The following is a 17,145-nucleotide window of genomic DNA, read 5'->3' as shown; positions in this document are numbered from 1 at the left end:
TCAGCGATGAACGACGATCTTCAGGTCCCCTGACGAGCCGTCCCCCGTGCCGAGCGCGAGCCCGATGGTCAGCGCGGCCACGCCCGCCGCGGCGGCGAGGAGCCACCAGCGCCGCTTCCAGCGCTTGGCCACCGGCTCCGGCTGACGGAGCTGCGCCTCGAGGTAGCCCCGCAGAGGCTCCACGCGCTGGTCGGCCCCTTCGAAGCCCTGGGGCGCGTAGCTCTGGCGATGCACCGAGAAGAGGCGCGCGGAGAGCGTGTGCTTGCGCACCACGAGCAAGAGCAGGTAGTCCACCGCGAGGAGCTGCCCGAGGCGGAACAGGTCGTGGCTCGCGGGCTGTCGCGTCGCCCGCACGCGCTCCACGAGCAGCTGCAGGTCCCGCCCCGTGTCCCCCGTCGGAAGCGACCCGGGGTTCGGTTGCGCGGCGAGGAACTCGGCGATACCGGGCTGGCGCGCCCAGCCACCGAGGAGCTCACCGAGGCTCTTCTGCGCGCGCTGCACGACGAGGTGGCCCCCCTGACCCAGGTTCAGCACCGCCAGCGTGCCGCGACGCTCGGGGCCGGCCGCGTACGACACGCCCGCCGGGAAGAGCCCGCTCGCAGCGCACGCCAGCGAGACGAGCGCAGCGCACCGGCGACCGAACGAGGAACGCAGCATGCGTCTATCCGGGCGGCCAGCCGAGCGGCCGCCCCGCGAGGACGTGGACGTGGAGGTGAAAGACGGTCTGCCCGCCATCCCGGCCGGTGTTCACCACCGTGCGATACCCGGTCTCCTCGAACCCCGCCTCGTGCGCCACCTGCGCCGCGACCCGCAGCAGGTGCCCGACGAGCGCCTCGTCCTCGGCGGACGCCGCTCCGAGGCTAGCCAGGTGCTTTCGCGGCACCACCAGGGCGTGGAGCGGCGCCTGGGGGTGGAGGTCCTGGAAGGCCACCGCGCGCTCGTCCTCGTAGAGGCGCTGGGCCGGGATCTCTCCCTTCGCGATGCGGCAGAACAGGCAGTCAGCCATGGGCAGGGTCCCCTCCTCGCGCGGATTGTACGGTATCGCGCCCCCGGAGCAACCCTTGTCCTCGTCTCGGGCAGCCGCCACACTCGAGCTGCATGGAGGCCAGCTCGACGGCGCGCCCGGCAAGGCGTCAGATCGCTGCACCGCTGTGGCTGCTCGCCGTCGCGGCGACCGCCGCGCTCTCCATGGTGACCATCCACCTGCTCAGTCGGTGGCTCCTCGGAGATGAAGGCATGCAGCGACCGGCCGAGCAGAGCTTGCGCCTGCTCACCTGGAACATCGGCAAGATCTACCTACCCTGGGATTCGCGCGCCGCGGACCACGACCTGGCGCACGTGGCGCGCGTGATCAAGGAGGTGGACCCCGAGGTCGTGGCGCTGCAGGAGATCCGGGACCCGACCCAGCTCGGCCGACTCCTCAGCCTCCTCGGGCCGGCCTGGCACGGCAAGGTCCCCGAGGACCTCTACGATCGCCGCGCCGCGCTCCTGACCCAGCTCCCGGTGCAGTTCGTGGACGTGCCGACCACCACCGGCCGCGTCGCGCAGGGAGGCGTCATCACGCTGCCGAGCCACGTCCCGGTGACAGTCGTATCGCTCCACCTCGACGCCTTCGATTCGCGCCGGCGCCTGCGCCAGGGCGAGGAGATCCTCACCGCCGCGCGGCGATTCGGACACCCGGACCTGGTGGTGATGGGGGACTTCAACTTCGACCCGGCCGACGCGCGCCGCGACGACGCCGACCTGCACCTCTACAACCTGCTCACGAAGGATCTGGTCGACGCCGGCCGCGACCAGGGGGCCACGACGATCATCTCGCGCCGCCTGGACTACGTCTTCTTCCGCAGCTCCCAGGTCCTCCGGCACCGCCACACCGTGCTGCTCGAGCGCCGCATCAACATCATGGACCACGACCCGGTCCTGGTGGAGCTCGCCCTCAAGCGGTGAGCACTCGCCGAAATCGAGAGGGTCGGCCGGTCCGAGGGCCGCGCACGACACTCCCGTTGACGTACCAAGTGACTGAAATCGCGAGCTGTATCCCGTCGGAACGCGGCTTGCTCAGTGGTCACGTCGTGAACGTCGGAACCCCTCACATCCTTCGGGAGAGACACCCATGAAGACTCGAAAGCTGGCCCTCGCGCTCCTGCTCGGCACCCTCTGTGTCGGCCACGCCGAGCCCTCGCAGGCCGCCAACCTCTGGCAGCGCTTCACCACCTGGCGCAAGCAGACCTTCGGGCGCAAGTCGGTGACCCCGACCGTGACACCGAGCCGGATCGGCGTCCAGCCGCCCACCGCCACGCTCACCCCCGCGGCCCCGCTGGTGAAGCCGGTGCAGTCCACCCCGGCGCCGGTCATCCGGCAGGCCCCCGCGCCGGTCATCACGTCCGCGACGGTTTCCGCCTCGGTGAGCGCCGCCCGCAGCGCGCGCTTCACGGCCTCGTTCGACGCCACCTGGGCCGAGACGGTCAAGACCATCAAGGCCTACTCCGCCGCGGGCAACGTGATCGCCGCGCAGGAGTCCGCCGTGCAGGCGCTCCACGCCTACTTCGACCACCACAACGTGCGCCTGGACGGAACGCCCTGGGGCAACGAGTTCTTCGCGCGCCAGTACGCCCAGCGCGCGGGTCTCGCCGACCTCCTCGGCTGGTAGGGAATCCCTCTAAAGCTTCTTGTCGATGAAGGAGCGCTTCCGGACTTCCTTGAGCCAGGCGCCGGTGGCCTTCTCCAGCTTCTGCCCGTAGAGCTGGTGGCGCAGCTCCTCCTGCACGTCCTTGAAGGGTCGCGCCGAGGATTCCTCCCGCCCGAGCACCTGGATCACGTGGAAGCCGCGCTCGGTCCGCAGCGGCCCGCGAACCTCCCCCTTCTTCATGGCGAACACGACCTCCTCGACGTTGGCGGGCAAGGTCCCGCGGCTGAAGGAGCCGAGGTCGCCCCCCTCCTCGCGCGTGACGGAGTCCTCGGAGAACTTCTTCGCCACCTCTTCGAAGGCCTGCCCCCCGCGCACCTTCTCGAGGAGCGACTGCGCGTAGCGGCGCCGCTCGGCCTCGCGCTCCGCCGTGGCCCCCTCGGGGATCACCACGAAGATGTGACGCGCCCGCACCTTCGTCTCGACGCCGAGCTCCTTCATGTTCTTCTGGTAGAGGGCCTTGAGCTCCTCGTCGGACACCGCGACGCGGCTGCGCACCTGGACGTTCAGCACCTTCAACCGGAGGAGCTGCGGCTTGAGGATCTGGTCGCGGTAGGCGGAGAGCGACTTGCCCTCCTGGGCCAACGCCGCCTCGAGCTGCTGCTCGGTCAGGTTGTTCTTGCGCATCACGTCCTGGATGGCGCGCTGCAGGTCCTGGTCGGTGACACTGATCTTCAGCTTCACCGCCTCCTGCTGGATCAAGAGCTCGTCGATGAGCTGCTCGAGCGCCTGCCGGCGAAACTCGGCCAGCCGGGCCCGCCGCGCCGCCGGGTCGGGGATCTGCTGGAGCTGCGCCATCACCGGCGCGAGCCTCTCCTCTAGCTCCGAGAGGAGCACGATGTCGTCGTTGACCACCGCCAGCACGCGCTCCACGACCCGCGCCTCGGCCAGGCCGACGCTCGCGAGCCACACCAAGAGCCCGACCCAGATCTTCGCCGTCCGACGCATCAGCGCTCGCTCCTAATGAGGATGACCGTGGGGGGGCAGAGGCCCACCCTTCAGCTCCGGCTCCACCTTCTTGAGGAGCTCCTCGTTGATCTCGATCTTGGCCTTGGTGTGGAGCTGCTCCACAAACCCCTCGACGGCCTTGATGCGCCGCTCCTCGAAGAGCCGGTTGCGGATCTGCCCCGCCTCTCCGACCAGCGACCTGTCCACCGGCGGACGGCTGCCGGTCTTGACCACCACCGCGAAGCCGCCGGGGACTTTGATCGGCCCGCCGACGCGCCAGAGCCCCTCGAGCGCGAAGACCGCCTTGACCAGCGCGGGGGGGAGCTTCTTGTCGTCCGCCGTGAAGAACTCCAGGTCGCCGCCCCGCGCCTTGGACGCCGTATCGAGGCTGTGCTTCGCTACGAGCTCAGTGAAGAAGCGCAGGTCGCCGGGCTTGCTCTTCGCCGTCGCGACCAGCCTCTGCGCCTCGGCCTCGGTGGCCACGACGAGCTGGCTCGCCCGCACCATCGCCGGCTGCTGGAAGAGGGTCCGGTTCTTCTCGTAGAAGGCCTTCACGTCGGCCTCGGTCACGTCCTGGTACTTCACGAGCTCGCCCGGGAGCTGCTCCATCAGGCGCTCCACGAGCGCGCGCTTCACCCGTCGCAGCACCTCGGGGTCTTGCTCGAGCTTCCGGCGCTTCGCCTCCTGCACGAGGAGCTCGACGCGAATCAGGTTCTTCAGGAACTCCTTCTTGCGCTCGGGGGAGGTGAAGCGCACCCGCATGTACGGGTTCTGCGTGTTGAGCAGGTCGATCATCTCGCCGGCCGTGATGGTGCTCGCACCGACGGTGGCCACGACCTGCTTGCGCAGCGGGTCCTTCTCCTGGGCGGCCGACTTCGACGACTCGGGAGCTTTTTCTCCTCGGCCCCCGCAGCCGACGGCGACGCACAGCGAGCCGAGACAGAGAACGCGGAAGGGAAGGCTGCGCGATGGCACCAAAAACTCCTTAAGTTTGGTGAAGTTGCTTAGCATGCGCCAGAAGCTCGCGCAACACCTTCTTGCCGGCGTGCAGCGGCTGCCCCTGCTCCTCGGGCCCGAGCTCGCGAATCAGCTTCATCTGCGGGGTCAGGCGGAAGCCGCTCTGCTTGTTGCTCACCAGCTTCATGACCGCCTGCGGGTCGAGCGGGGTTGCCTCGTCGAGCGAGAGCGTGAGCCGCGTCGCGGTCAGGTCGACCACCGTGGCCTTGAGCCGCGCGGCCATCCCCTTGACCACCATCAGGTCCCCGAGCGCGTCCACCTCGTCGGGGCGCGGACCGTAGCGGTCCTGGATCTCGACCAGGATCTCGGCCACCTCCTGCTCGTCCCGGGCGCTCGAGGAGAGGCGCTGGTAGAGCTCGAGGCGCTGCCCCGTATCCTCCACGTAGTCATCGGGGATGAAGGCCGCCACCCGCGCGTTGATCTCCGGGTCGCTCTCGCGGTGAATCGGCTCGCCCTTCAGCTCGGCCACCGCCTCCTCGAGGATGCGCGCGTAGGTCTCGAAGCCCACGAGCCCGATCTGTCCCGACTGGCGCGCGCCGAGGAGGTCCCCCGCGCCGCGGATCTCGAGGTCGTGACTCGCGATCGAGAAGCCGCTGCCGAGCTGGGTGAACTGCTGCAGCACCTCCAGCCGCTTGCGCGCCTCGTCGGTGAGCTTCTCGATCCCCGGCACGAGGAGGTAGCAGAACGCGCGCTGCTTGCCGCGCCCGATGCGCCCCCGGATCTGATAGAGCTGCGCCAGCCCGAAGCGGTCAGCGTGGTTGACGAACATCGTGTTGGCCCGCGGGATGTCGAGACCCGACTCGATGATCGTCGTGCAGACCAGCACGTCGTAGCGCCCCTCGACGAAGTCGAGCATGACCTGCTCGAGGCGCCCCGCCTCCATCTGTCCGTGCCCGATGCAGACCCGCGCGTCGGGAAGCAGGCTCCCCACGCGCCCCGCCCAGTCCCCGATGTCCTCGACGCGGTTGTGGACGAAGAAGATCTGGCCGCCACGGTCCAGCTCGCGCTGCATCGCCTCGCGCACCAGCGCGTCGTCGTAGCGGCAGACGAAGGTGCGGATCGCCAGCCGGTCCACCGGCGGCGTGGCGATGAGCGAGATCTCGCGCAGGCCGACCATGCTCATCTGCAGGGTGCGCGGGATCGGCGTCGCCGTGAGCGTGAGCACGTCCACCTGCGAGCGCAGCTTCTTGATCCGCTCCTTGTGCGTCACGCCGAAGCGCTGCTCCTCGTCCACGACCAGCAGCCCGAGGTCCTTGAAGCGCACGTCGGTGGAGAGCAGCCGGTGCGTGCCGATCACGATGTCCACCTTCCCCGCGGCCAGGTCGGCGAGGACCTGGCGGAGCTCGTCGGCCTTGCGGAAGCGGCTCACTCTCTCGACGCGGAACGGGTAGCTGGCCATGCGCTCGGCGAAGGTGCGGTGGTGCTGCTCGACGAGGACGGTGGTCGGCGCGAGGACGGCCACCTGCTTCCCCTCGGAGGCGGCCCAGAACGCCGCGCGCAGCGCGACCTCGGTCTTGCCGAAGCCCACGTCGCCGCAGACCAGCCGGTCCATCGGCCGCTCGGCGGCCAGGTCCTTGAGCACGTCGTGGATCGCCTCGAGCTGGTCCGGCGTCTCGGTGTACGGAAACGTGGCCTCGAACTCGGCGTAGCTCGCGTCGGGGGTCGGGAAGGCGAAGCCGGTCAGCGCCTGCCGCTGGGCGTAGAGCTGCAGGAGCTCCTCGCCGAGCTTGCGCACCTCGGCCGCCACCTTGCTCTTCTTCTTGAGCCAGGTCTGCCCGCCCAGCTTGTCGAGCCGCACCTCCCCTTCGGCGCCGATGAAGCGCTGGACCTGGTCCATGCGGTAGACCGGCAGGTACAGCTTGTCTCCTCCCGCGTACTCGAGGAGCAGGAAGTCCGACGGCACACCCTCCACCTGGAGCTTCATCAGGCCGCGGTAGCAGCCGATCCCGTGCACGGCGTGGACCACGTGGTCCCCGAGCTTCAGCTCGCGCAGATCGCCGAGGCCCGCGGCCGAGACGCGACGAGCGGGGCGCCGCGGCGCGCGGGGGCCGAAGATCTCCTCCTCGGAGAGGAGCACGAGGCCGTTCGGCAGGCGGAACCCGCTGCCCAGCTCGCCCACCTGCAGCGTGAGGCCCGGGGGAGGCGAGCCCGTCCCGAGGAGCTCAGGGGTCCCCGGCTCGAGGCGCGTGCGCGCCCCGAGGTTGTAGCCGCGGAGCAGCGTCTCGAGCCGCTCCACGTGGGCCGGCGGACCGGCGCCGATCACCACCGGCAGCCCCTCTTCGAGCCAGGCGCGCACGCGGGAGGCGAGCGACTTCAAGATCTCCTCGCCGCGGTCGGCCCGCGTGCGCTGCAGCTCGGCCACCACGTCCGCGTTGCTGGCCGCAAAGACCTCCACCGTCGGAAGCCCCGGTTCGTCGGCCACCTGCACCACCACGCGGCGCACGCGACCGAGCTCCGCCGCGAGCTCCTCGGCCCGCACGAAGAAGTCCTCGGGGGGAAAGGCCAGGCGACCGTCGGCCAGCCGCGCCTCGTAGGCCGCCCGGGCGCGCTCCTCCTCGGCCTCGAGCTGCGCGACGATGCGCTCGGGCTCGTGCACCACCCAGAGCGCCTCGGCCGGCAGGTAGGCGGAGAGCGCGTCGAGCCGCTCGTGGAACGCCGGCGTGAGGGCGTCGATGCCGAAGAACTCCCGGCCGCTCTCCACCTCCTCGAGGATCGTGCGCGTGGCCCGGCTCGGAAAGCTGGCCGCGTCGGCCGCCGCCAGGATGCGGGCCTTGACATCCGTCTCGCCGGAGCGAACGGTCTCGCGCACCGGGTGAAGCATCACCTCCTTCACGCTCCGCAGGGTGCGCTGCGTGGCGGGCTCGAAGAGGCGGATCGATTCCACCAGGTCGCCGTAGAACTCGAGGCGCGCCGGATAGCGATGGAGCGGCGGGAAGAGGTCCAGGATGCCGCCGCGCACGGCGAAGGTCCCCGGGTCCTCGACCACGCGCGCCGGAAGGTAGCCCGCGGCCACCAGGCGCGCGGCGAGCGACTCGCGGTCGAACTCCTCCTCGGCCACCACCAGGTCGCAGAGCTCGACGAAGCCCCGCCGGGGCAGGACCCGCCGGCGCAGCGCGGCCGCCGAGGCCACGACGACCTCCGGTGGGCGCCCCTGGGTCAGCCGGAAGAGCACGCCGAGGCGCGCCATGGTGGCCGCACGGTCGGGGGAAATCTCGGCGTAGGGCGAGGTCTCGATGTCGGGGAGGTGCAGGACCCGCGGCAGCTCCATCGCCGGGTCGTCGAGGTCCGCGCCCAGGAAGAAGGTCAGGTCGCGAACCGTCTCGCGCGCGCCGTCCTCGTCGGGGGTGAGCACGAGGAGCGGCCGCGGCAGCTCCCCCGCCGCCGAGAGCTGCGCGATGAGCAGGGCGAGCTGGCTGCGTCCCGCCCCGCGCAGCGCGACCGCCTGCGCCCCGGCCCCGAGGTGCGTGAGAAGCTGAGACATCGGCTCGGAAGAGCTCATCGACGACGGTTCGGTTGGTGCGGCCCGGCCGGTTGGCGTCGGCCGCGGGGAACCTAGCACACGCGAGGGCTCGGGCAAGGGCTGCCTCGGCGGCGCGTGCGCGCACCATGGTATGCTGCCGCCATGCGCCGCCCCGTCGCTCTCCTCGTCCTGTTCGCACTGCTCGCGCTGCTCCCCGACGAGCTCGCCGCCAAGCGGCGACGCAAGACTCCCGCGTCCCAGCCGGCCGCCTCGCAGCCCACCGCAGCTCTCGAGGCGGAGGCCCTCAAGCTGGCCGAGGTCGCCTCGCAGATCCGCGGCTTGAAGGTGAAGCGCCGCATCACGATGGGGGTCGTCTCTCGCGCGCAGGTGCTCGCGCGCCTGCGCCAGCGGATCGCCGAGGAGTACAAAGACGACGAGATCGCCGTCGACGAGGCGGTCCTCAAGCGCCTCGGCCTCCTCCCCAAGGACGTGAGCTACAAGCAGGCCGTGCTCGACCTCCTCACCGACCAGGTCGCGGGCTTCTACGACCCGCGAGACCGCCAGCTCCACATCGCGGACTGGCTCCCCGCCGCGATGCAGACGCCGGCCCTGGTGCACGAGATCTGTCACGCCCTGCAGGACCAGCACTTCGACCTGCGCCCCTTCGTGAAGCCCCTCAAGCAGCAGAGCGACCAGCAGCTCGCCCGCAGCGCGCTCGTCGAGGGGGACTGCATGGGCGTGATGATCGAGCACATGCTGGCCCCGTCGGGGCGCGACCTCGGGAGCATCGGCGGCATGATCGACCAGATCGCGAAGGCCACCCAGACCATGGGGACCGGGGCCTTCAAGAAGGCGCCGCGTTACCTGCGGGAGACGCTGACCTTCCCGTACGTCTATGGACTCCGCTTCCTGCAGAAGCTGCGCAGCCTGCAGCCCTGGAGCGCCGTGAACCAGCTCTTCCGACGGCCGCCCACCTCCACCGAACAGATGATGCACTTCGACAAGTACTACACGCCGGACCGACCGGTGCGCCTGACGGTGCGCCCGCTGCCGGCCCTGCGCGACTACCGCGAGGTGAAGCAGGACACGCTCGGGGAGTTCCAGCTCCGGGTCTACCTCGAGCAGGCGGTCGAGGAGAGCATCGCCACGCGGGCCGCGGCCGGCTGGGAAACGGACCGCCTGGTGGCCTTCGTACCGCGCCAGAAGCCGGACAACGGAGCCGCGCTGTCGCCTCCGCTCGTGGTGCACTTCGCGAGCTGGGAGAGCGACGCCGACGCGCTCGAGTTCGTCAACGCGCAGCGGCGCGTCCTGGCCAAGCGCCACAAGACCGTCAAGGAGAGCGGCACCGCCGGCGTCTGGCTCTTCGTAGACGCCGAGGGGCAGGAGCACTCGGTGCAGCTCTTCGACCGCTACGTGCTCACGATCCTGGGCGCGCCGGCCGAGACGCGCGAGCTCCTGCAGACGCAGGTCTGGAAGGAATGGCGCCTCGGTGGAAAGAAGCTCAAGGCGCCGCGGTAGGCGCGCCGCGCCCTGAGCGCGCTAGATCAAGTGCTCGCTGAGGCGCATCAGCCCGGCCACGTCGTGCACGTCCTCGTTGAAGAAGGGGACGCGGATGCACGGCGCACGCGCCCCGGTGCCGCGCAGCAAGCGCCGGATCTCTTCGTCGTCGGCCGCGGCCAGCACCTGTAGCCGTCGATGGCACTCGACGAGCTCGGAGGCGAGCCGCGCCGCGACCTCGGGCGGCAGCCCCCGCGCCGCGCAACGCGCCGCCACCTCCTCCACCGTCGCGCGGATCGGCGCGAGGGGGTGCACGCGATTGATCACGAAGGCCTCGGGCGACATGCCGCTGTTCTTCAACCGTCCGTAGAGGGCCTCGGCTTCGTCGATGGCCCGCGGGTCGGGGCTCGCCACGAGGATGAACCCCACGTCGGGGCGCTCCATCAGCTGGATCACCTTGGCCGCCCGGTCGCGGAAGCCCTCGAGAAGCTCGTGGACGTCGCTGAAGAAGCCGGCGATGTCGTCGAGGAAATCCCCTCCGATGAAGCGCGCGATGCGCTTGAAGACGTAGCTCGCTCCGAGGCTCAGCAGCTTGAAGCTCATGCGTCCCGCCCGCCGGTAGGAGCTGACGAGCAGGCTGACCGCCGGACTCTCCACGAGGTCGATCATCTTGCGCGGAGCGTCGAGGAAGTCGAGCGCGTTGGCCGTGGGGGGCGTGTCCAGCACCAGGAGGTCGTAGCGCCCCGTCTCGGAGAGCTCGTAGAGCTTCTCCATCGCGGCGTACTCCTGGCCCCCGGCGAGGCGGGTCGAGAGCTCCCGGTAGATGCGGTTGTCGAGCACGCGTCGCGCGGCGGCGGGGTCGGCGGCGTAGCGCAGGATCAGGTCGTCGAAGGTGTGCTTCTGGTCCAGCATCATCGCCGACAGAAGGCCGGTGGGCAGCCCCGCGGCGACCATCTTCTCGTCGGGGACCACGCGCTCCTGGTGGTCGAGCGCTCCGAGACCGAGAGAGGTCGCGAGGCGGCGCGCCGGGTCGATGGTCATCACGAGCGTCCGGCGCCCGAGGCGGGCTGCCAGGAGCCCGAGCGTGGCGGCGGTGGTGGTCTTCCCAACGCCCCCCGCCCCCACCGTAACCAGCACGCGCTTGGTCTTCACGAGGGATTGCAGGCCCTGGGGAGCGGCCTGCACGGCTGCGTCGCTCATGCGGCCGGGGACCGTAGCACAGGGCGTCGGTCGAGCCCACCATGATATACTCGCGGGCAATGCCGCGCTGGACGCCGCTCGTGGTGCTGGCCCTCGGAGCCCTCGGCCCCGGGTGCAAGAAGGACCGAGAGCTGCGCGACGACGAGAGCCTGAAGGTCGTCGTCGCCGAGGACCGGAAGCTCGCCCAGCGCGAGGAGGACCTCCTGGCCAGGCGCGGCACGCTCCAGCGCGAACGCGCCACCATTCGCGACCGGCGCTCGGAGCTGATCACCAAGAAGCTCTCCCTCGAGGACACCGACGCCCCCGGCAAGGCCGCCCTCGAGCAGGAGGAGTCGAAGCTGGTGAACCTCGAGGCGCGGCTGGCCGACCAGGAGGTGGCGCTGAACCGCCGCCTGCAGACGCTGCTCGACGAGAAGACGAACCTCGCCGACAAGGTGGGCCAGGACCAGAGCAAGCACTGGCTCCTCGCGCGGCGGGAGCACAGCATCGCCTTGCGCGAGAAGGAGACCGCGCGCCGCGAGACCGACATCGCCCGGCGCGAGAAGCTCATCGCCGAGCGGGAGCAGGCCTTCGCCGTGCGGCAGGCCAAGGTCTGCCCGGGACGCGTGACCACCGTCGTGCAATCGGTCCCCTCGCCGCGGCCCGCCACGGGCGAGAAGTACACGCGCAAGGAGGTGGAGGCGATCTACAACGGCGCGATGAAGGGAATGCGCGCCAAGGGGATCCTGGCGGTGGACCTTCCCGCCGGGGCGGACCGTCTGATGGGCGAGGTGCGGCACGCGGTGGCCAAGGGGGACTTCGGACGGGGCAAGTACGCCGCCGACCAGCTCCTCGCCGCCGTCCGCGCGGTCCAGATCGATCGCTCCTTCATCGGGGCGAAGATCGGTCGGCTCGCGGCGGCCATCCGGCAGCGCCCACCGCCCCGGGGCCAGCGTCCGAAGGTAGACGCGCTCTTCCAGCAGGCCACCGGAAGCTACGGCGACGGCCACTTCGCCGAGGCCAACCGCAAGCTGAACCGCATCTACGGGCTGTTGCAGTAGCGCGGGGGGGGTTGTTCGTGCGAGGACACGGCCTTGACGTCAAACCCGCATTCTGCTAGTATGGGCCTCATTCATGTTGGCACGCAAACACAAATCCTCCTCGGGCGATGACCGGTGTTCGGACACGCGTCTGCCGGCGGGTTTTGCGAAGCAGCTTCCGTTAGCTATGCGGGAGGCGACGCGTTGGGGCGGGAAGCGCGAAGGTGCGGGGCGCAAGAAGCGGCCGGGGAGCGGACTGCCGCACCGGGCGCGACCGCTTCTCGCCAGCCGGTTTCCGGTGCACGTGACGATGAAGGTGGTGGAGGGGCTGCCCAACCTGCGGAGCAAGAAGCAGCTCCGCGCGATCGAGAAGGCCTTCGTGAAGTCGGCGGGGCGGTTCGGGATGAACCTCGCGCACTACTCGATTCAGAAGAACCACCTGCACCTCGTGACGGAGGCCAAGGACCGCGGCGTGCTGATGCGAGGGCTGCGCGCGCTGGCGATCCGGCTCGCGCACGCGCTGAACCGCACGGTGAGCCGCAAGGGGCGCGTATTTCGGGACCGCTACCACCAGCACATCCTGAAGACGCCGAGCGAGGTGAAGGCCGCGCTGGCGTACGTGCTTCAGAATTCGCGAAAACACAGCGTCGCACGGGGCAAGTGGGTGCCGAAGCGCGACCTCGACGCGTGCAGCTCGGCGCGCTACTTCGATGGATGGAAGGACCTCACGCCGCTTCCCCCCGATGGGAAGCCGCCGGTGCTCGAACCGCGGACCTGGCTGCTCAAGACGGGCTGGAAGCTGCGAGGGTTGATTCCGACAAGCGCGGTGCCGGGCACGTAGGGCCCGCCGAGGACCGGCTGCCGCGCCAGAGCGCCTACGGCGGCGTCCCCACCACCATCAACCTCGGGGGCCGGCTGGATTCCCGGGACGAGAACTCGACGCCCGTCTTCGTGGTGGTCTGGAGCACGAGGTTCACCGTGCCGTTGCCGGTCACGAGGGGCGTGACGTCGAACTCGACCCAGGTGCTCGCGGTGACGGCCCCCTTGTCGTCGCTCGCCGGGCCGGTGGCACCCGGGGCGTTGGCCCAGGTCACGCCGCTCTCGGTCCACGCGCCGGAGGTGGGGTGGACCGCGGGTCCGTCGGCGACGGCCTGCGTGGCGTAGAGAAAGAGCCGCGCGGCCTGCACCTTGGGCAGGCCGGAAAGACTGAAGCGCAGGAAGCTCTTCGTGCGAGGGGCGCTGCCGTCCACGTCCAGGAAGACCGCGCTGCCGTAATTGGTCGTCGGGGTGGCCTCGTCCACCACCGCGTCGGCCACGGCCGTGAAGTTCAAGATGATCGGCTTGGGTGCGTCGACGCCGCGATCCGCCGGGCGCGTATCGGGGGGGCGCGCGTCGGGCAATCGCACGTCGGGGCGCGGCACGACGCTGTCTCCCGAGAGGTCCGGGCGCGGCGCCGCATCACGCGGAGCTCCATCTCGCGCGGCTCCCGCTTCCACCACGCCACCGCCGTCGGCGCCCGAGGAACCGCACGGCGCTTCCTGGCTGCTCGAAGATCCGGGACATTGATCGACGGCGTCGGGCAAGCCGTCGCGATCGCCATCCGGCAGGAGCCCGGCCTGCAGCGTGACGCTGGCCGATTCCTGGCGCCCGGCCTGCACGGCGACCCGCACGGCGCCCTGCCCGACCGGGGCCTGCTGCACCTCGGCGGTGACCACGATGCGGAGGCTCCCCCGCTCGCCGGGGGGATAGAGCACCACGGTCTCGGGCAAGCGAATGGTGGAGCCGGTGGTTGGCGATAGGTACTGGGTGACCGCAAGCCCGCGCTCCTCGTAGATCTTGAGGAGCAGCCGCTCGGGGGGCGGGACCGTCGGCCCGCGGACCTCGAGCAGCACGCTGGTCGCCCGCTGGCTGCAGGCGCACAGCGACAGCGCCGCGCAGGCGGCGGCATAGAAGGAGGTTGCTCGCTCTCGCGTGCAGGTCCGACGCATGACCCCGGCTTCGTGATCCCCACGATACCACGCCCGATGGTCCGCCGTGCCCCTCCCTGCGCTGCGCCGCGAACGCTCCCGGCCGCGAACGCGCCTCACCGCCCGAGCGCGTAGAGGAGCTGCGCCCGAGCGAGCCCCAGGTTGTATTCCGCGAGCACCCGCTGCCCCCCCGCGTCCGTGACCTTGGTCTGGGCGTCGCCGAGCTCGATCCCGCTCCCGGCCCCCGTCTGGTAGCGCGCCTCGGCCAGCCGCAGACGCTCGCGCGCGTTCACCACCGCCTGGCCGGCCGCGCCGAGCGCCGCCTGCGCCCCACGCACGCCGAGCTGCGCCTGCACGAGCTCGAAGAGCACCTGCTGGCGCAGGCTCTCCTCCTGCGCCCCGAGACTCGAGAGGGAGTGCTCGGCCTCTCGCACCTGCGCCCGCGTGATCCCCCCCTGAAAGATGGCCCACGAGAGCGACACCCCCAGGCTGAAGTTCCAGGCCATGGCGTCGAGCTGGCTCCCCGCCTCGGTGAAGCCCGCCGAGAGCGCCAGCGACGGCCCGTACGCGCCGCGCGTCGCCCGCAGGCTCTGCCGCTGCGCCTCGAGCTGCGCCCTCAGACTCGCCAGCTCGGGCCGCGCCGCGACCGCCCGCACGAGTAGCCCCTGAGCCTCCCAGGTCTCCTCGACGAGCGGGGGCAAGCTCTCGTCCGCGACCTCGAAGTCTCCCCCCGCGGGGGCCCCCATGGCCTGGCCGAGCTGGGCCTTCGCCAGTCGGTACGCGTTCTCCGCGTTGATGGCCTGCAGTCGCGCGTTCGCCACGTCCGTCCGGCTCTGCGCCAGGTCGATAGCCGGCCGCGTACCCACCTCCACGAAGCCCTCCACCTGCCGGAGGTGCCGCTCCTGGTTCGCCAGCGCCTCCCGCGTGACGACGATCAGCGCCTTCTGCGCGCGAGCCTGCAGGAAGGCCGCCCGCACGCGCTGGAGCACCTGCCCCCGCGTCGCCCGCGCCGCCTCCTCGGCGCCGCGCGCGCTCGCCTGCGCCGCACGATAGCGACCGAGGGTCTGCCCGAAGTCGTAGATCGGCTGCGTGAGGGCGAGGCTCGCGCTGAAATAGTTGAAGCCCTCGAAGCTCGCGCTCTGCCCCGCCACCGAGAGCTGGCTCGGCAGGCTCCCCGGTCGCGGCGCAAAGTTCGCCGTGGCCCGCTGATAGAGCAGCGTGCCGGTGACCTGCGGCAGGAAGGCCGCGCGCGCCTGTCCCACGCGGGCCGCCGTGGCGAGGGCGCTCTCGCGCACCTGGACCAGCTGCGGCTGGTGGCGTTCGGCGGTCTGCACCGCCTCGGCCAGGGTGAGCACGCGAACGGGCACCAGCAGGGAGACGAGCCAGGTGGCGATCATCACTCGTACCTCAGGGCCTCGATCGGATCGAGGCGCGACGCCTTGTGCGCGGGATAGAGGCCGAAGACCACGCCCACGAGCGCGCTGAACCCCACGGCCACCATCACGATGTCCGGCCGGACGAGCACCGGCCAGCCGAACTGCGAGCCGATGCGACTCGCCGCGCCGATCCCGAGCGCCATGCCGATCACTCCGCCGATCATGGAGAGGACCAGCGCCTCGACGAGAAACTGCGCGCGGATGTGCCGCGGCTTGGCGCCCACGGCCATACGCACCCCGATCTCCCGCGTCCGCTCGGTGACGCTCACGAGCATGATGTTCATGATCCCGATCCCTCCCACGATGAGCGAGACGATCGCGATGCTGGCGAGGAGCGTGGTGAGCGTCTCCGTGCTCTGCTGAAAGGCCGACGCCATCTCGGTCACGTTGTGGACCGAGAAGTCGTTGTCCCCGCCCGGCGGGATGCGGTGCCTCTCGCGCAGCAGCCGCGTCACGTCGCGCACCGCCCGCTCGGTGTCCCCTTGCGTGCTCGCGCCGAGCATGATCATGCCGTTGATGAACTGCCGCATCCCCCCCTCGATGCGGCTCTCGAAGGCCGCGGCCGGCACGTAGACCGCGTCGTCGGCGTTCTGCCCCATGCCCGACTGTCCCTTGGGCACGAGCACGCCCACGACCTCGAAGGGGACGTTCTTCAGGCGCACGAAGCGACCGACCGGATTCACCTCGGGGCCGAAGAGCTTCTCGGCCACCACCTGGCCGAGGACCACCACCTTGGTCCCCGCCTCCACCTCGGCCTGGTCGAAGAGCCGGCCGAGGCTGGCCTTCCAGCTCCGGATGGCGAAGTACTCGGGCGTGGTCCCGATGATCCCGGTCCCCCAGTTCTGCTCCTCGGAGATCACCTGCCCGGCGCTGCGCAGGAGCGGCGCCGCGTAACGGACGCTCGAGAGCTCCGCGCGAATGGCCCGCAGGTCCTCCCAGGTGAGCGACGGCTGCGAGCCGAAGCCCCCGTGGGCGCCGCCGGCGGTGGTGGTCCCCGGCATCACGACCACCAGGTTCGTGCCGAGCGAGGTGAAGGCCTGCTCGACCCGGGCCTTGGCTCCTTCGCCGATAGCCACCATCGCGATGACGGCTGCCACGCCGATGATCACCCCGAGCATCGTCAAGAGCGACCGCGTCTTGTTGCGCAGCAGCGCCCGCACGGCCACCTGGAAGGTCACGAAGGGGTTCACGCCCGGGCCTCCTCCGGTTCGTGCGGGACCTGCAGCTCGTCGGAGGCGAGGAGCCCGTCCTTGATCACCACCAGGCGCGAGGCGTAGCTCGCCACGTCCCGCTCGTGCGTCACGAGCACCACGGTGATGCCGCTGCGGCCGAGCTCGCGGAGCAGCGCCATGACCTCCACCTGCGTCGCCGAGTCGAGGTTCCCCGTGGGCTCGTCGGCCAGGATGATCTGCGGCCGGGTCACGATCGCCCGGGCGATGGCCACCCGCTGCTGCTGGCCCCCCGAGAGCTGGCTCGGCTGGTGGCGCGCGCGGTCCCCGAGCCCCACGCGCGCCAGCGCCTCGAGGGCTCGACGCCGCCGCTCGCGCGTCCCTACCCCGGCGTAGATCAGCGGGAGCTCCACGTTCTCGAGCGCGGTGGTCCGACGCAGCAGGTTGAACCCCTGGAAGACGAAGCCGAGCGACCGGTTCCGCGTCTCGGCGAGCTGATTCCGGTTCAGCGCGCTCACCTCACCGCCGGCGAGCAGGTAGCGGCCGGCGGTCGGCCGGTCGAGGCAGCCGATGATGTTCATCAGCGTCGACTTCCCCGAGCCCGAGGCCCCCATGATGGCCACGAACTCCCCCGCCCCGATGCCGAGGGTGATCCCCCGCAGCGCGCGGACCTCCACCTCGCCCATACGGTAGGTCTTCTCCACCGCGTCGAGCGTAATCAGGCGAGCCTCGGCCGACGACGACAT

15 protein-coding genes are annotated in these 17,145 nt (G+C 70.7%); 5 read left to right on the top strand and 10 right to left on the bottom strand.

Translation table 11 applies throughout. From position 1 onward, the window contains the following. Together IT371_04875 and IT371_04870 are read right to left on the bottom strand one after the other, a co-directional pair. Positions 1-657, bottom strand: coding sequence for a hypothetical protein (locus IT371_04875; GenBank protein ID MCC6746969.1), 657 nt, complete (start codon positions 655-657; stop codon positions 1-3). Positions 658-661: 4 nt separating this feature from the next. After that, positions 662-1,006 (bottom strand): histidine triad nucleotide-binding protein, encoded by a 345-nt coding sequence (locus IT371_04870; GenBank protein MCC6746968.1) that lies wholly within the window; start codon positions 1,004-1,006, stop codon positions 662-664. Positions 1,007-1,098: 92 nt separating this feature from the next. On the opposite strand from IT371_04870, the gene IT371_04865 reads away from it, so the two are divergent. Both IT371_04865 and IT371_04860 read left to right on the top strand, forming a co-directional pair. Continuing rightward, complete coding sequence (locus tag IT371_04865) at positions 1,099-1,947, top strand: endonuclease/exonuclease/phosphatase family protein (GenBank protein ID MCC6746967.1); 849 nt, start codon at positions 1,099-1,101, stop codon at positions 1,945-1,947. 166 nt (positions 1,948-2,113) lie between these two features. After that, on the top strand, positions 2,114-2,650 hold the full coding sequence (locus IT371_04860; protein ID MCC6746966.1) for a hypothetical protein: 537 nt from the start codon (positions 2,114-2,116) through the stop codon (positions 2,648-2,650). 9 nt (positions 2,651-2,659) lie between these two features. Here IT371_04860 and IT371_04855 read toward each other — a convergent pair whose 3' ends face one another. Genes IT371_04855 through mfd form a run of 3 tightly spaced genes read right to left on the bottom strand, consistent with a single transcriptional unit; the run spans position 2,660 to position 8,132 of the window. Next, positions 2,660-3,634, bottom strand: coding sequence for a peptidylprolyl isomerase (locus IT371_04855; GenBank protein MCC6746965.1), 975 nt, complete (start codon positions 3,632-3,634; stop codon positions 2,660-2,662). Between the two features lie 12 nt (positions 3,635-3,646). Next, positions 3,647-4,609 carry a peptidyl-prolyl cis-trans isomerase gene (locus IT371_04850; GenBank protein MCC6746964.1) on the bottom strand — a complete coding sequence of 321 codons (963 nt, stop codon included), beginning with the start codon at positions 4,607-4,609 and terminating at the stop codon, positions 3,647-3,649. A 10-nt stretch (positions 4,610-4,619) separates the two neighbouring features. Beyond that, a complete protein-coding gene (mfd, locus tag IT371_04845; GenBank protein ID MCC6746963.1) occupies positions 4,620-8,132 on the bottom strand; it encodes a transcription-repair coupling factor in 3,513 nt (1,170 codons plus the stop codon). Positions 8,133-8,273: 141 nt separating this feature from the next. Between mfd and IT371_04840 the strand changes: the two genes are divergently transcribed. Beyond that, a complete protein-coding gene (locus IT371_04840; protein MCC6746962.1) occupies positions 8,274-9,629 on the top strand; it encodes a hypothetical protein in 1,356 nt (451 codons plus the stop codon). A 21-nt stretch (positions 9,630-9,650) separates the two neighbouring features. Here IT371_04840 and IT371_04835 read toward each other — a convergent pair whose 3' ends face one another. Beyond that, the gene (locus IT371_04835) at positions 9,651-10,808 is read right to left on the bottom strand and encodes an ArsA family ATPase (GenBank protein MCC6746961.1); all 1,158 of its coding nucleotides are present in this window, start codon (positions 10,806-10,808) and stop codon (positions 9,651-9,653) included. A gap of 59 nt (positions 10,809-10,867) precedes the next feature. On the opposite strand from IT371_04835, the gene IT371_04830 reads away from it, so the two are divergent. Both IT371_04830 and IT371_04825 read left to right on the top strand, forming a co-directional pair. After that, complete coding sequence (locus IT371_04830; protein MCC6746960.1) at positions 10,868-11,848, top strand: hypothetical protein; 981 nt, start codon at positions 10,868-10,870, stop codon at positions 11,846-11,848. Between the two features lie 166 nt (positions 11,849-12,014). Next, a complete protein-coding gene (locus IT371_04825; protein ID MCC6746959.1) occupies positions 12,015-12,668 on the top strand; it encodes a hypothetical protein in 654 nt (217 codons plus the stop codon). Between the two features lie 34 nt (positions 12,669-12,702). On the opposite strand, the gene IT371_04820 is transcribed toward IT371_04825, so the two are convergent. From IT371_04820 to IT371_04805, 4 genes are all read right to left on the bottom strand, one after another. Continuing rightward, positions 12,703-13,815, bottom strand: a complete 1,113-nt coding sequence (locus IT371_04820; GenBank protein ID MCC6746958.1) for a DNRLRE domain-containing protein — start codon at positions 13,813-13,815, stop codon at positions 12,703-12,705. A gap of 95 nt (positions 13,816-13,910) precedes the next feature. Then, positions 13,911-15,191, bottom strand: a complete 1,281-nt coding sequence (locus tag IT371_04815; protein MCC6746957.1) for a TolC family protein — start codon at positions 15,189-15,191, stop codon at positions 13,911-13,913. Further along, complete coding sequence (locus tag IT371_04810; protein ID MCC6746956.1) at positions 15,191-16,420, bottom strand: ABC transporter permease; 1,230 nt, start codon at positions 16,418-16,420, stop codon at positions 15,191-15,193. The genes IT371_04815 and IT371_04810 overlap by 1 nt, the downstream gene beginning before the upstream one ends. Beyond that, positions 16,417-17,121: an ABC transporter ATP-binding protein gene (locus IT371_04805; protein ID MCC6746955.1), complete on the bottom strand. Its 705-nt coding sequence runs from the start codon at positions 17,119-17,121 to the stop codon at positions 16,417-16,419. Before IT371_04805 ends, IT371_04810 begins: the two co-directional genes overlap by 4 nt. Positions 17,122-17,145: the final 24 nt, after the last annotated feature.

Source organism: Deltaproteobacteria bacterium (assembly GCA_020848905.1).
GTDB lineage: Bacteria > Myxococcota_A > Polyangia.
This window is presented reverse-complemented; position numbering and strand designations above follow the sequence as displayed.